General features: G+C 40.0%; 15 protein-coding genes. All 15 read right to left on the reverse strand.

What is annotated here, in order from left to right; genetic code table 11:
* Positions 1 to 103 precede the first annotated feature (103 nt).
* Positions 104 to 577: an ECF transporter S component gene (locus H7T99_RS08990; protein WP_013989951.1), complete on the reverse strand. Its 474-nt coding sequence runs from the start codon at positions 575 to 577 to the stop codon at positions 104 to 106.
* The gene (locus H7T99_RS08995) at positions 567 to 1,328 is read right to left on the reverse strand and encodes a bifunctional hydroxymethylpyrimidine kinase/phosphomethylpyrimidine kinase (protein WP_013989950.1); all 762 of its coding nucleotides are present in this window, start codon (positions 1,326 to 1,328) and stop codon (positions 567 to 569) included. The genes H7T99_RS08990 and H7T99_RS08995 overlap by 11 nt, the downstream gene beginning before the upstream one ends.
* Positions 1,321 to 2,067 (reverse strand): tRNA pseudouridine(38-40) synthase TruA, encoded by a 747-nt coding sequence (gene truA, locus H7T99_RS09000; RefSeq protein WP_037604043.1) that lies wholly within the window; start codon positions 2,065 to 2,067, stop codon positions 1,321 to 1,323. Before truA ends, H7T99_RS08995 begins: the two co-directional genes overlap by 8 nt.
* A 105-nt stretch (positions 2,068 to 2,172) precedes the next feature.
* On the reverse strand, positions 2,173 to 3,306 hold the full coding sequence (dnaJ, locus tag H7T99_RS09005) for a molecular chaperone DnaJ (RefSeq protein WP_002886399.1): 1,134 nt from the start codon (positions 3,304 to 3,306) through the stop codon (positions 2,173 to 2,175).
* Positions 3,307 to 3,670: 364 nt separating this feature from the next.
* Entirely contained in the window at positions 3,671 to 5,494 is a 1,824-nt protein-coding gene (gene dnaK, locus H7T99_RS09010) for a molecular chaperone DnaK (protein ID WP_002886397.1), read from the reverse strand.
* An 84-nt stretch (positions 5,495 to 5,578) separates the two neighbouring features.
* The gene (grpE, locus tag H7T99_RS09015) at positions 5,579 to 6,103 is read right to left on the reverse strand and encodes a nucleotide exchange factor GrpE (RefSeq protein WP_037598025.1); all 525 of its coding nucleotides are present in this window, start codon (positions 6,101 to 6,103) and stop codon (positions 5,579 to 5,581) included.
* A gap of 38 nt (positions 6,104 to 6,141) precedes the next feature.
* Positions 6,142 to 7,176, reverse strand: coding sequence for a heat-inducible transcriptional repressor HrcA (gene hrcA / locus H7T99_RS09020; RefSeq protein WP_037604041.1), 1,035 nt, complete (start codon positions 7,174 to 7,176; stop codon positions 6,142 to 6,144).
* Between the two features lie 188 nt (positions 7,177 to 7,364).
* Positions 7,365 to 7,949 (reverse strand): glycoside hydrolase family 73 protein, encoded by a 585-nt coding sequence (locus H7T99_RS09025; protein ID WP_037604040.1) that lies wholly within the window; start codon positions 7,947 to 7,949, stop codon positions 7,365 to 7,367.
* Positions 7,946 to 8,743: a M15 family metallopeptidase gene (locus H7T99_RS09030; RefSeq protein ID WP_037604039.1), complete on the reverse strand. Its 798-nt coding sequence runs from the start codon at positions 8,741 to 8,743 to the stop codon at positions 7,946 to 7,948. The genes H7T99_RS09025 and H7T99_RS09030 overlap by 4 nt, the downstream gene beginning before the upstream one ends.
* Entirely contained in the window at positions 8,730 to 9,434 is a 705-nt protein-coding gene (locus H7T99_RS09035; RefSeq protein WP_037604037.1) for a histidine phosphatase family protein, read from the reverse strand. Before H7T99_RS09035 ends, H7T99_RS09030 begins: the two co-directional genes overlap by 14 nt.
* 115 nt (positions 9,435 to 9,549) lie before the next feature.
* Positions 9,550 to 10,887 carry a PFL family protein gene (locus H7T99_RS09040; RefSeq protein WP_037604034.1) on the reverse strand — a complete coding sequence of 446 codons (1,338 nt, stop codon included), beginning with the start codon at positions 10,885 to 10,887 and terminating at the stop codon, positions 9,550 to 9,552.
* A 17-nt stretch (positions 10,888 to 10,904) separates the two neighbouring features.
* The gene (locus H7T99_RS09045) at positions 10,905 to 11,171 is read right to left on the reverse strand and encodes an ACT domain-containing protein (RefSeq protein ID WP_002886390.1); all 267 of its coding nucleotides are present in this window, start codon (positions 11,169 to 11,171) and stop codon (positions 10,905 to 10,907) included.
* A gap of 322 nt (positions 11,172 to 11,493) precedes the next feature.
* Positions 11,494 to 12,711, reverse strand: a complete 1,218-nt coding sequence (locus H7T99_RS09050; protein ID WP_014633796.1) for a CapA family protein — start codon at positions 12,709 to 12,711, stop codon at positions 11,494 to 11,496.
* 164 nt (positions 12,712 to 12,875) lie between these two features.
* Entirely contained in the window at positions 12,876 to 13,712 is an 837-nt protein-coding gene (gene srtB / locus H7T99_RS09055; RefSeq protein WP_014633795.1) for a class B sortase, LPKTxAVK-specific, read from the reverse strand.
* Positions 13,713 to 13,798: 86 nt separating this feature from the next.
* A complete protein-coding gene (locus H7T99_RS09060; protein ID WP_002889684.1) occupies positions 13,799 to 14,212 on the reverse strand; it encodes an LPKTxAVK-anchored surface protein in 414 nt (137 codons plus the stop codon).
* Positions 14,213 to 14,330: the final 118 nt, after the last annotated feature.

The following is a 14,330-nucleotide window of genomic DNA, read 5'->3' on the forward strand; positions in this document are numbered from 1 at the left end:
TTTAAAGTTTTGGAACCTTTTCAAGTTTGTGGCAAGTCTGTTAAGACAACTTTTATATCTTAACACCCAATTTAGTTCTTGTCAATAGGGTTTAGTAATGTTATTAACCTTTTTTAGACTGAACTTTTTTGAATCCTTGATACAACACCCATCCAACAACTACACCAAAAGCATTCTGGCAGAAATTAGGAATCACTTCTGCGATTGAAGCTCCTGTTCCATACATAAATACTGAAGCAAGTGCATAACCACCCACCATCACAACTGCTGCAATCAGAAGACCTAGGATACGATAGTTCCCTTTAAAGCCAGCAAAATAACCTTGTGCACCATGGATTAACAAACTGATAAACATCCATTGCGGAGCAGATGATAGCAAATCTATCAGAAAAGCAGACAATCCGCCCACAATTGCCCCCTCTTTCTTCCCAAGATAGAAGGCTGTGAAGTAGATTCCCCCATCTACCAAGGTTAAGAGCCCTGTCGGAGTTGGAATTTTAGCTACGAATCCAAAGGTCACTGATAAAGCTGTTAAGATAGCCAATAATGTTAGCTCTTTTGTTTTCTTATTTTGCATATTGAACTACTCCAAATTCATTTGATTGTTTAATTGATTCATAAACAAAGGCTTTAGCATTTGTCACAGCTTCTGTTTCTGAACATCCTTTAACTAATTCACTAGCTATACTTGAAGCAAATGTACATCCTGCACCGGTATTGTTTTTATCCAACACAACTTCCTCAAATAATTTGTAGTCTGCTCCATCATAAAAGACATCTATCGCTTTATTTCCATCCAAACGGTTTCCACCTTTGACAACGACAGTCTTAGCTCCTAATTCATTGAGATAGCTAGCCGCATGCTTCATATCATCCAGAGTCTTGACCTTTCTATCTATAAGCAGTTCGACTTCAGGTAAGTTCGGAGTGATAACCGTGATATAAGGGAAAAATTTAACCAATTCATCACGTAGTTGGGAAACTTCAACGTCATGAGTCTCCTTACATACTAAAACGGGATCCAAGACAATTGGAATATCAGAATGATTTTTAACAAAATCCAACGTTAATTCTGCAATCTCAACGTTAGGCAACAAACCAATTTTAATTGCTGAGAAGGGGACATCTTTTAGTGAATCAAGTTGTTGTTTAAAAACATTAGTATCAACCGGAATGACCTCAAAACCGTTCTCAGTCATAGCTGTTAGACAGGTAAGAGCCACAAATCCATGCTGTTTATTTGTGGTAAATGTCGCTAAATCTGCATGAAGTCCGCCACCACTAAAAATATCATTCCCTGAAATCGCTAAAATCAATTCATCACTCATATCGTATCTCCTTTAAATATAGCCCATTTCCTGCTGCCGTTGGTCCTGCAAGATTACGGTCACGACTTTCCAACACTGTCTTCACTTGTGAAACAGGCATGCGGCCATTGCCAATCTTTAACAAGGTGCCAACCATATTTCTAACTTGCTTATAGAGAAAACCATTACCAGAAAAAATAAAGATATAAAATCCGCTTTTCTCATCGATAGATACACTGGCCTGGGTAATTGTGCGTACTTTATTTTCTACAGAAGTTCCTGAAGCTGTGAAGCCTGTAAAATCATGTGTACCGACCAAATCCTTAGCAGCCTCTTGCATAGGTTCTAAACTTAGAGGGTAGGGATAGTGGGTCGCATAATTACGCATCATGGGGTTCTTAGGTCGCCCTGCATCTACTAGGAACTCATAAGTTTTACTGTGTTTGTTGTATCGCGCATGGAATTCCTCCGATACAAGTTCGATACTAACAACATCAATATCATCTGGACATTGCGTATCTAAACCGAAACGCAACTTCTCTGGATCTCGCTCTTGAGGCAAATCGAAGTGGATAACTTGTCCATAGGCATGAACACCTGCATCTGTACGACCCGCTCCATGAACGGTGACAGGTGTACTGCTATTTAACCGTAAGAGAGTCTTTTCAAGTTCTTCTTGAATGGAACGTGCATTTGGTTGTCTTTGAAAACCTGAGAAAAGTGTACCATCATAGGAAATTGTCGCTTTGTATCTAACCATAGAATTATCATATCAGATTTTTTTAAGGATAAAAAGTAGGTCAATCGCCAACTGACCCCATACAGTTTTTGGCGTAAAGAAAAAGACGCATTAAGCGTCCTTCCTTTATAAATCTTCTAAGGCATCCTTTACTTTATTGAAGAAACCTTTTTTCTGTGGTGCGATTTTTTCATCACCACTTGCTTTGGCGAATGCAAGGAGAGCTTCTTTTTGAGCATCATTTAGCTTCGTAGGAGTTACAATCTTAACTGTAACGTGTTGGTCTCCTTGTGAACCTCCACGAAGACGTGGAGCACCCTTTCCTTTTAGACGGAAAGTTTTGCCTGTTTGAGTTCCTGCTGGGATGGTCATCTCAACATTTCCGTGAACTGTTGGTACTTCGACAGTGTCACCAAGAGCTGCTTGGACAAAGGAAATATTAAGTGTATAGTAAATCGTTGATCCATCACGCGTAAATTTATCGCTTGGATTAACATTGATGATTACAAAGAGATCTCCATAAGGTCCACCATTGAAACCAGCTTCACCTTGACCAGCAAGACGGATTTGTTGACCTGTTTCAACACCTGCTGGAATCTTGACAGATACTTTATGGCTTTGTTTTTCATGTCCTGTTCCATGACAAGTTTGACATGGCTCTTTAATTTCTTGACCTGTTCCATGACAAACATCACAGGTTACTTGACGACGCATCATACCAAGTGGCGTTTGCGTATCGACATTAATAACCCCTTGACCATGACAGCGACCACAGGTTACAGGGCTTGTTCCAGGTTTTGCACCAGATCCTGAACATGTCTTACATGTCGCTTCACGGTTGTAGTGAACTTCTTTTTCTGCACCAAAAATCGCCTCTTCAAAGCTTAGGTTGACACGGTACTGAAGGTCATCACCTTGACGTGGAGCATTTGGGTTACGAGTAGCACCACCACCAAAGAAGCTAGAGAAAATATCCTCAAAGCCTCCAAAGCCTGCACCACCATCAAAACCACCAAAGCCTCCTTGGCCACCAAAACCATTCGCACCATCTGGTCCGTATTGGTCATAGGCTGCACGTTTTTGGTCGTCACTTAGAGTTTCGTAGGCCTCTTGGACCTCTTTATATTTTTCTTCCGCACCTGGTTCTTTATTAATGTCTGGGTGGTATTTCTTAGACATCTTACGATAGGCACGTTTAATTTCATCTTGAGAGGCATCCTTAGATACCCCAAGACGATCGTAATATTCGGTATTGTTCATACAAGATACTAAGAGCGAACAGAAAGCGACTGAAATTTAGGAAACCGACAAGAAATCCTGATTTCTTAGGAGGTTTATCTAATTTCCAAGCTTTCCGCTCGTGTTCAATTTCTCGAACTCTCTCTGTTCCTTTCTATTCTATTTGTTACGATACGAAGCACAAATATATCTTATATTCACTTCACTTATTTTAGCGAAAAACAGAGGCTGGGTTGCAACCTCTGGATTTCTTACTATCATTTACTAATTAGTCAGAATTGAGCACGCCCTAACCTCTTGGTGAAAAAGATAAATCTTCCTAGAAACTAAAGTTTCTGCGTCGAATCTCCTATTTTCACTATGAGGTTTTAACGGGCTTTGCATCTTATTTTTCAGTAAACTCTCCGTCTACGACGTCGTCGCCTGAGTTATCTGCTGTTTGTGCACCTTCTGCTCCTGCTTGAGCTTGTTGTGCTGCTGCAGCTTGTTCGTAAAGTTTAACCGCAAGAGCTTGAGCTTTTTCGTTAAGAGCTTCCAATTTAGCCTTCATGTCATCAAGATTGCCTGATTCTTGAGCTTTCTTAAGGTCATCAAGAGCTGATTGAGCAGCATCACGTTCTGTATCGAAGCCTTTACCTTCTGTTTCTTTGATTGTCTTTTCAGTTGCAAAGATAGCTTGGTCAACTTCGTTACGAAGATCTACTTCTTCTTTACGTTTTGCATCTGCTTCAGCATTTGCTTCAGCATCTTTCATCATCTTTTCAATTTCTTCGTCTGTCAAACCAGAGTTAGATTGGATGACAATTGTTTGTTCTTTTTGAGTTCCAAGATCTTTAGCTTTAACAGATACGATACCGTTCTTATCAATATCGAAAGTAACTTCGATTTGTGGGATACCACGAGGTGCAGCTGGGATATCAGTCAATTGGAAACGTCCAAGAGTCTTGTTATCTGCTGCCATTGGGCGTTCCCCTTGAAGAACGTGGATATCAACGGCTGGTTGGTTGTCTGCTGCAGTTGAGAAGACTTGTGACTTAGATGTTGGAATTGTAGTGTTGCGGTCGATGAGTTTTGTGAACACTCCACCCATTGTTTCGATACCAAGTGACAATGGAGTTACATCAAGAAGGACAACGTCTTTGACATCACCAGTAATAACACCACCTTGGATAGCAGCACCCATAGCAACTACTTCATCAGGGTTAACTGATTTATTTGGTTCTTTACCAGTTTCAGCTTTAACAGCTTCTACAACGGCAGGAATACGAGTTGAACCACCGACAAGGATGACTTCGTCAATATCTGACAAGCTCAAACCTGCATCTGAAAGGGCTTGACGAACTGGAGTTTTCGTACGTTCTACAAGATCACGAGTCAAATCATCGAATTTCGCACGAGTCAATGTCATTTCCAAGTGAAGAGGTCCAGCCTCACCAGCAGTGATGAATGGCAAGCTGATTTGTGTTGAAGTAACACCAGAAAGGTCTTTCTTAGCTTTTTCAGCTGCGTCTTTCAAACGTTGAAGAGCCATCTTGTCTGTTGACAAGTCGATTCCATTTTCTTTCTTGAATTCTTCAACCATGTGGTCGATGATTTTTTGGTCGAAGTCATCACCACCGAGTTTGTTATCCCCTGCAGTTGCCAATACGTCAAAGACACCGTCACCAAGTTCAAGGATAGATACGTCGAATGTACCTCCACCAAGGTCGAATACCAAGATTTTTTCTTCTTTATCAGTCTTATCCAAACCGTAAGCAAGGGCTGCTGCTGTTGGTTCGTTGACGATACGTTCTACTTCAAGACCAGCGATTTTACCAGCGTCTTTAGTTGCTTGACGTTGAGCATCATTGAAGTAAGCAGGCACTGTGATAACTGCTTTAGTTACTTTTTCACCAAGGTAATCTTCAGCATAACCTTTCAAGTATTGAAGAATCATAGCTGAAATTTCTTGTGGTGTGTATTCTTTACCGTTTGCAGAAACTTTTTCAGAAGTACCCATCTTAGATTTGATAGAGATGATTGTATCTGGGTTTGTTACTGCTTGACGTTTTGCAGCGTCACCAACGATGATTTCACCGTTTTTGAATGACACAACAGATGGAGTTGTGCGGTTACCTTCTGGGTTTGCGATAATTTTTGATTCAGTTCCTTCAAGAACTGCTACTGCTGAGTTTGTTGTACCTAAGTCAATACCAATGATTTTAGACATATGTTTTTCCCCTTTTTACTTAATTTCTATTTTGCTTTTTTATCTTTCATTCATAGTTTTCTGTCATTTCGGACAAGTTTTCAATTAATTATATACAACTACCATAGCTGGGCGTAAGACGCGTTCGTGGAGTTTATACCCTTTTTGGAAAACTTGTGCAATCGTATCTGCTGGATGTTCATCATCTGCAGGCATTGTTTGAATAGCCATGTGGAAGTTATGATCGAAATCACCATCTGCTGGAATTTCTTCAATCCCTTCCTCTTTAAGAGCATGCACTAAACTTTCTTGCACCATTTCCAAACCTTTTTTGACATCATCAGTCAAGCCCTCAACGGCAAGAGCACGTTCAAGGTTATCAAGTGATGGCAAAATTGCTTTTGCCAAATCTTGGCTACGATACTTTTGCAATTGTTGACGTTCTTCATTAGAACGGCGCTGAATGTTTTGCATTTCTGCATGGGCACGAAGGTATTTGTTTTCAAATTCTTCGGCACGCGCTTGGGCTTCTTCAAGTTCAGAAGGTTCGCTTACTTCCTCTACAACTTCTTCAGTTGTCTCCGTAGCTTCCTCTTCTTTCACTTCTTCTTTTTTAATATCTTCAGTCAAGGCATACACCTCTTTCTATACTATTTAAATGTTATATCTTAGCTAACTTCATAATGGTTACTATTGAGGTAACGGTAATAATCCGTCAACTTCATAACCAAAACTCTACTAATAACATTGACCAAACTAACCATGCGACGATAATCCATTTCAACTGGGCCAATCACATGCATGAGCGCCATCCCACGATAAGGAATCAGGAATTTATGACTCATAACTGTGACATTTTCAAGCGCTTCTTCAGTTGATTCTGCAACCGAAATCTTGGTCACTTCATCATCGGAGATAGCTGATCGAAGCTCAAGTGCCACATGTTGTGGATTGTCCAAAAATTGATAGGTTTTTAAGTCGGCATAAGTCAGTGATGCAACCTTACCTTCGATGAAAATCAATTCCTTAAAAAGTTGTGAAAAGATATAATCAAACAAATCTAGAACATTATCTGTTACCTTGAAATATTTTTGCACAATCTGAGGAATCTCAGTTCTCAATCGGTAATGGATATCTAAGACAGTGTTTCCCAAAAAACGTTCTTGAACAAGCTTATGAAGAATTTCCAAATCACTAGACAAGAAATTCTTTGGAATAGCAAACTGAACTGTCACAGGCTTAGATTCATCTAGAGTAAGAACCGCTAAAGCGTCGTGATTGGATAGATGAACAATGTCAAATCCAGTCAGACGTTGTCGTGTCGGTTCCACATCTTGAATCACTGCTGTGCATCCTGTCATTTCTGCCAGCAGCTTTGCCGCTGCATCCAAGATATCTTCAAGTTTAAAAGCTTCAAAGTCAAAAGCTTTAACCACTTGATAAACATCTTGTTCATCAATCGTATCAAGATTCAAAGAATTAGCGACAAAATACTGGAAACCTGCTCGGCTTGGCATACGCCCACTAGAAGTATGAGCTTTTTCAAGATAGCCCATTTTTTCTAGCTTGGCCATGTCATTACGAATAGTCGCTGAACTCGAATCAATTGATTCTTGTAACGCTTTAGAACCAACCGGTTCATGTGTACGAGTGAACATCTCAACTATCAAATTCAAAATAGTGTTTTGCCTTTGCGTAATCACGATGTCACCTCATTTCTATTTATTAGCACTCTAACACGTCGACTGCTAACTTATGATTCTATTATACACCTAAACTTGAACATGTCAACCCAAAAAACCAAAAAATTAGCACTCTTTTTGAGAGAGTGCTAAAAATACATCTCAAGACCTAGAGAAGCAAAAAAGAGCACCTCCGAGGTACTCTAATCTTATCGATCATATTTTGACAAATGATAGGTCTCAATAATAGATATGAGGTGTTTGGCGTACTCTGGATCACTGCTAAAACCCGCAGCTTGTAGTTTTTCTGCCGCAACTTTATAACTAGTCGTTCCTGCCACCTCTTTATAGGTCGACTCGCCCCACGTTCCTTGGCGAAGTTCTTCTAAATAAGTCATCATAGAACTTGACCAATCCTTAAAAACTGCAAAATCCACCTTTTGGTATTGCCATTTCCCTTTACTGTAGATACTATCCTTTAAACGAATACGTTCTTGACCCGGCTGAGCTAGCAGACTGTAGATGTTATGGTATTTAACAGATAAAAGACTGCTACCATAATTCGACTCATATGCAGCTTGGCTAAGGAGAATTGACGCTGGCACACCATAGTTTTTGGACATCTTTTGAGCTGTTGGAGCTAAGGTCTCAATAAACTCTTGCTGCGTGTAAGCAACCTTTACCGAACGAGCATTATCATCTGTAGAGACATGAAGAATCAAAGGTAAGACAATACCTAAAGCGAAAACAGCAACTAAGGTTATGAAGGCTTTTAGTTTAAAACGTCGTCTCACTTAGTTTTCTCCTTTAATAATGCCAAATATTCCTCCAAAGTAAGATTATGTTCAGTCATATACTCTGCTGACTCTTTACCAACATAGCGGAAATGCCAATCCTCGTAGCCTACACCTGTTGACGATGTTTTACCATCTGGAAAACGAAGAACAAAGCCATATTTCGGCGCCAACTCTTTGACTTTAGCTACTGTATCTGGATCTGCTTCATTTAAGCTATCTACAGTACTCATATCAATCGCAAGACCTGTCTGGTGTTCACTCGCTCCTGGTGGTTGTGAATAGGTTTGAACCTTTTTCTCCGCCTGAGACTCCGTCAAACTTGGGTCAGCAGCCATTTCCTGCTGAACATAACTGTTATAAAGTTCTGTCTGATAAGCGACACTACGATAACCGGATATCAAGTGATAACTTGGATCAATTTCTTGAGCAGCCGCTAAAAACTCCTTAACATTCTTAGCAATTCTCGCATCTACAGAAACACCATCGACATCAGCAATCTCAGGGTTAAGTTCTTTAGACTTATTATCTCGATTTACCAAAAGCAATTCCCAGTCTTTAGGCGATACATCAGGTAGTCCCTTTGTATCCTTGCTTCGAGTCGCATCGGTAGCTTGCTTACTACTTTTTATTACCGACGATCCATTGGTTTGTTGAACCGTACGACTGACACCAAATACAGAATAAAGTCCTGCTGCAACTAAAAGGACTGCAATCAAGACACTACTGATAACCAAAAACCAGTTGGTTTGCTTTTTCGCCTGACGGCGACTTGGATAGTTATTTTTTACCATTTTCTTTTTCTATTATCTCTCGCCCAACCTGACGATAAGTCATATCGCCAAGTGCTTCTAATGTAAATTTACCATTTTCATAAGCAACAACAGTAACCGAACCGTTGTCCAATGAAGGATGCTCGACAGAAGGATCAATTAACCATGCAAAAGTTGCGATAGTCATACCGTGACTAACGACGATAGCATCACCACCACCAGACCTCTCAAGATCCTCAGCAATAGCTGTAAACCCTTCTATAATACGTTTTCTGAGCACTTCCCAAGACTCTGCCCAACCAGCCGTATCCACATCAAGGATACCTTGTGCAAGTTCAGGATAAGTTACCTCATGTAACTCCTTACCTTGAAAAGCATCTGTTCTCGGTAGCACACCGTAGAAAAGTTCACCATCATAGCCACCATCTAAACTACCAAAACACCACTCACGAATACGTTTGTCACGTTTATAGGGAATAGTTTCTAAACCCGTCTCACGCAAAATGATATCCATAGTTTGAATCGTTCGACCTGAATCACTAGAATATGCAGCTTTAAAAGGAATACCTGCTGCTTTCAGACCTACCCCTAATTCACGAATACCTTCTTCACCGAATGGGGTCAATGGGCTATCAGACCAACCTTGTGCACGACCAATGGTGTTAAACATGGTTTTGCCGTGTCTTGCAATATACAACTTAACCTTACTCATAGTGCCCCTTCTTTCCGTCATTTTTGAATTCATTATAGCACAAATCCCCTCGACTATCTAGCCAGCGAGACCATCAGAAAATGCCTTACCAATTGGCAAAGCATTTATCATCCGTTTAGTTTTTAAAGCTGTGAACAGGAGCTGGGATTTGACCACCACGCGCAATGAAGTCAGCCGATGAAGCTTTGTTTACCTTCATTACCGGTGCATACCCAAGAAGACCTCCAAGTTCCAGCATGTCACCTTCCTTACCATAAGGAATAATACGAACAGCTGTTGTTTTCTGGTTAATAACACCGATAGCCGCTTCATCAGCAATCATGGCCGCGATTGTAGTATCTGGCGTATCAGCAGGAATAGCAATCATGTCTAGACCAACAGAACAGATAGCTGTCATAGCTTCCAATTTTTCAAGGTTGATATGACCAGATTTAACAGCCGCAATCATACCCTCATCTTCAGAAACTGGAATAAAGGCACCTGACAAACCACCAACTTGGTTACATGCCATGATACCACCTTTTTTAACTTGGTCATTAAGAAGGGCTAGAGCTGCAGTAGTACCATGCGTACCAACAACTTCAAGACCCATCGCTTCAAGGACACGGGCTACTGAATCACCAACTGCTGGTGTTGGCGCAAGAGACAAATCCACAATACCGAACTCGACACCAAGACGTTCACTGGCCATTTGACCAACCAACTGACCAACACGTGTGATTTTGAAGGCAGTCTTCTTAACTGTTTCAGCTAAAACATCGAAACTTTCGCCTGGAACTTTCTCAACTGCACGTTGCACAACACCAGGACCTGAAACCCCAACATTGATTACAACATCAGCCTCACCAACACCGTGGAAGGCACCTGCCATAAATGGATTATCTTCAACCGCATTGGCAAAGACAACCAACTTACCTGGACCCATTGGATCTTCCTGAGAAGCCTCTTTGATGATACGCCCCATGTCACGTACTGCTGTCATGTTAATACCAGTCTTTGTTGAACCAATGTTAACAGACGAACAGACAAAATCAGTCTCAGCAAGCGCACGTGGAATAGAATTGATAAGAATCTCATCACCTTTTTGGTAACCCTTTTGAACGAGCGCAGAGAAACCACCAATAAAGTTAACGCCGATTTCCTTAGCTGCTCGGTCAAGCGCCTTCGCAAAAGGTACATAGTCTGTAGCATCTGTTGCCGCACCGATGATTGAAATCGGAGTAACAGATACACGTTTATTAACAATCGGAATACCAAGTTCAGCCGCAATCTCGTCGCCAACAGTTACCAAATCCTTAGCCTTAGATACAATCTTGTTATATACTTTTTCAGCTGCCTTATCGATATCTGAATCGATACAGTCTAGGAGTGAGATTCCCATGGTAATGGTACGAACATCAAAATTCTGTTCCTCAATCATGGCAATGGTTTCTGTGACCTGTTTAATATCCATTTTAAGCTACTCCTATCTTACAAGTTGTGCATCGCATCAAAAATCGCTGAACTTTGGATGTTGATTTTAACGTTCAATGACTCACCAAAGGCTTCCAATTCAGCACGTAGGTGTGTAAAATCTTGTTTGTCTTCTGATGATACAACCGCCATCATGGTAAAGAATTCATCAAGAACTGTTTGAGAAATATCATCAATATTCAAGCCAAGTTCTGCCACCTTAGTCGCAACACCCGCAACAATACCTGATTTGTCCTTACCTACAACTGTAATAATCGCTTTCATGAGAAGCCTCCATCATTTTATTTTGTATAATTTTAGCATATTTTGATTAAAAATGCTATTTTTTATGAAATTTGCATATTTTTTCTTGAAAAAGACGAATGTTTCCGAGGAATTTAACTAATATCGTTTATGAAAATATCCTCTCTTTGCCCCAACTACTTGTGGATAAACTTGTTCACAACCTAAATAATATCTTTCTTATAAAACCTTGAAAAATCAAGATTCAACACTATCAACAGACTTTTCCACACCTGTGGATAAGTCTGTGGGTAACTTGTCGATAAACAAAAAAATATCGCCAAATTCAGGCGATATCTTAGCTTTATTTCCATTTTAAATTAACATGGGCATTCATTTCTTTATAAGCAGTATCTATACGCTCTTTGGTTTCTTCATCCAGTTTATTTCTATATTTACCACCTTTAATGAAATCCTCTAAAATATAAGTTTGGTAAGTATACAAAGGGTATCCCTCTGGCGAACTTGTTCCTTTAGGCGTACGGTTAACCCAAGTCGGATGTGCTTGAGCCGTCTTAATCGTGGTTTGACCATTCTTTTTCTCAAGGGTGACATCCATTAAGACACCTCTCTCTGTCCACTCTGCACTATCCACACCATCCATAGTCTCTATGCGCTGGTTAGAAATGAAATTCCCCATTGAGTAAATAATAAGTTTTTGCTGTCCATCCTTTTTAACCACCTCAGAAGGTTCTACCACATGAGGATGACCTCCAAAGATAATATCGGCACCCCAATCAATCATCTTATGATAAAGTTTAACCTGTTCATCTGTCGGTTCCAAACGATATTCAACACCCATCTGAGGCATGATAACCGTGATATCCGCTTCTTTTTCGGCACGCTGAATCTCGGCTTTCATACGTTTTTCATCCAAATTCGATAAGTGGTCTGCAACCTCTTTATCCGTCAAGTTCGACTCTAGGCCATTGTAACCATAAGCATAGGAAAGTATTGCAACTTTGATACCATTAACATTCTTGATAAGAAGTGGTGCCTTGTCTCGCACCGGCTTTTCGTAAACGCCAATAGGATCAATTCCCACTTTTTTAAAAGCATCAGCCGTTGTAAAAGCTCCCTCTAAACCAGAATCCAAGATATGATTATGGGCCAAATCCATAACATCATAACCAGCATCCTTAATAGCTGCTGTCACTGATTGAGGAGCATTAAACAGAGGATAGCCTGACAAAGGATAATCAGGATTAATCGTTCCCTCGAAATCACCCAAAACCAAATCAGCCTGCTTTAACCACGGCTTCACATAAGTAAAATTCTCCGTGAAATCATAGCTGCCATCTGCCTGCAGGGCACTCATATAGAGACCGTCATGATAGAGCAAGTCCCCATTAGCCATGATACGTGCTGTCTGTACCTGGTTCGAGGCATTCTTTTGCTGTTCGTTCTTACTATGAACAATTAAAATCTCAAGAAAAAGCAAACCTAAGACGAGAGCAATCAACCCCATCAAAATCTTATTAGTCATCGCATTGTCACGCTTTTTAGCCTGGCTCTGTTTCATAATACTCTCCTTTTTCATACTTCTAGTGTACCAAAAAAACTTATCCATTGATGATAAAAAAGATTAATAAACGGTTACATCTCAATTCCACGACGGTTGAAAACATCAGTTTTCTTAGACAAGATAAAAACTCTACTTCATATGAAGTAGAGTTTTGTTAATGATTAACGTGTTGGTGTGTATTCCAAATCTTTACCGTGTTTAGCTACAAAATCAGACATTTCAGAGTCTGGAATTTGACGCAAGTAGAGATTAGCACGAATCGTTTCATCTTCCTCACGACAAGTCGAAAGAACGAGGTATTTATCTGAAGCACTAACCTTCAAATCCTTGTTTTTAACACTTGCTTGATCATAAATGATATCCAACTGTTGTTTAAAGTCTTTATCGCTTTCAAATGATGTACGATAGAAAGCTGTGTCTTCAGGCACAATTACCATAGCAAGCGCTTCATAATAATACTTACGTTGAGGCGTCTCAATAACAACATATTTGTGTTTATCAAAAAACGACTGATCACTATAGTAGTTAACATCGTTGAACATACGACTATCAGCAACCTTACTTCCTCGAGCATGACCGAAGAGCCAAGTCAAACGATCGCTAAAATCTTTCTTATTATCTGTATCCATGAAGACAGTTCCCAAATATGGAACGTTTCCTCCATCAAATGTTTTATCTAAGTAGGTTGAATTGTCCGTTGTTTGAACAACTGGCTCATCCAATTTAGTCCCTGGTGCATAGACATAAGCGATAGTATCAGGGTTTGTCGCCTCAAGACCATCAAATTTATTTTTGAGGTAGGCTTTCTCCTCATCTGAAACTTTATAAGTGTTTGCTTTTTTAGTCGTTAAAACACTCTTAACACCATTAGAGGATGATGCTGTCGGAGACATAAACTGGAAGCCAAGGAAGATAGCCAAAGCAGCAATGACTAAGGCCGAAATCCCAGCAATCAGTTTTTTGCGAGATCCAGTAGATTTACGATTATGATTACTCATGAAATGTCAAATCCTTTTCTTTATCCATAGAAAAATATCACCGAAGCTCTAGCCCCAGTGATATTCTTTTTTGCAATAGCAGTTAATTATTTAACAGCTGCTGTGTTTGGAAGAGCTTTAGCTTCAGCTTTAGCTGCTGGAGCTTTCTTTTCTGCAGCTTTAACAGCTTTAGCTTCTTCTTTAGCGTCTTTGTTAGCGTTAGCTTTATCAGTAACTACAAACTCATCTTTGATGATGTTTCCGTTAGCATCACGTTTTGGTTCGATGTGTTCACCAGCATCTTCAAATTTTTGTTTAGTTGAATCTGCGTCAACGTTGTTAAGACCATCTTTAGCAGCTTGAGTAAGACCACCTTCGTTGTTTGTGAAGAAGTCACCACCAGTTGCTTCAGTTTTGTTATCAAGGTTTCCAGTGTGAACGTTACCGTCGTTAGCGAATACTGCTGCTGATGAAGCGAATACTGCAAGAACTGCAGCTGATGTAAGCAATACTTTTTTCATAATTGTTTCTCCTCTAATGGATTATTATATATTTAGTATCAGGACCTCCCTGACATCTATAGATTATAACACTATCTAGAGATATGTCAACAATTTTTAAAAACTTTTTTAAATTTTT

The sequence above is a fragment of the Streptococcus sp. 17.1 genome, from assembly GCF_016648655.1.
Lineage (GTDB): Bacteria > Bacillota > Bacilli > Lactobacillales > Streptococcaceae > Streptococcus > Streptococcus salivarius_E.

What these genes read in the sequence shown, in the direction of transcription:
- H7T99_RS08990 (WP_013989951.1), bottom strand. Translation starts at nt 577, where the DNA reads ATGCAAAATAAGAAAACAAAAGAGCTAACATTATTGGCTATCTTAACA.
- H7T99_RS08995 (WP_013989950.1), bottom strand. Translation starts at nt 1,328, where the DNA reads ATGAGTGATGAATTGATTTTAGCGATTTCAGGGAATGATATTTTTAGT.
- truA (WP_037604043.1), bottom strand. Translation starts at nt 2,067, where the DNA reads ATGGTTAGATACAAAGCGACAATTTCCTATGATGGTACACTTTTCTCA.
- dnaJ (WP_002886399.1), bottom strand. Translation starts at nt 3,306, where the DNA reads ATGAACAATACCGAATATTACGATCGTCTTGGGGTATCTAAGGATGCC.
- dnaK (WP_002886397.1), bottom strand. Translation starts at nt 5,494, where the DNA reads ATGTCTAAAATCATTGGTATTGACTTAGGTACAACAAACTCAGCAGTA.
- H7T99_RS09030 (WP_037604039.1), bottom strand. Translation starts at nt 8,743, where the DNA reads ATGGTAAAAAATAACTATCCAAGTCGCCGTCAGGCGAAAAAGCAAACC.
- H7T99_RS09035 (WP_037604037.1), bottom strand. Translation starts at nt 9,434, where the DNA reads ATGAGTAAGGTTAAGTTGTATATTGCAAGACACGGCAAAACCATGTTT.
- H7T99_RS09040 (WP_037604034.1), bottom strand. Translation starts at nt 10,887, where the DNA reads ATGGATATTAAACAGGTCACAGAAACCATTGCCATGATTGAGGAACAG.
- H7T99_RS09045 (WP_002886390.1), bottom strand. Translation starts at nt 11,171, where the DNA reads ATGAAAGCGATTATTACAGTTGTAGGTAAGGACAAATCAGGTATTGTT.
- H7T99_RS09050 (WP_014633796.1), bottom strand. Translation starts at nt 12,711, where the DNA reads ATGAAACAGAGCCAGGCTAAAAAGCGTGACAATGCGATGACTAATAAG.
- srtB (WP_014633795.1), bottom strand. Translation starts at nt 13,712, where the DNA reads ATGAGTAATCATAATCGTAAATCTACTGGATCTCGCAAAAAACTGATT.
- H7T99_RS09060 (WP_002889684.1), bottom strand. Translation starts at nt 14,212, where the DNA reads ATGAAAAAAGTATTGCTTACATCAGCTGCAGTTCTTGCAGTATTCGCT.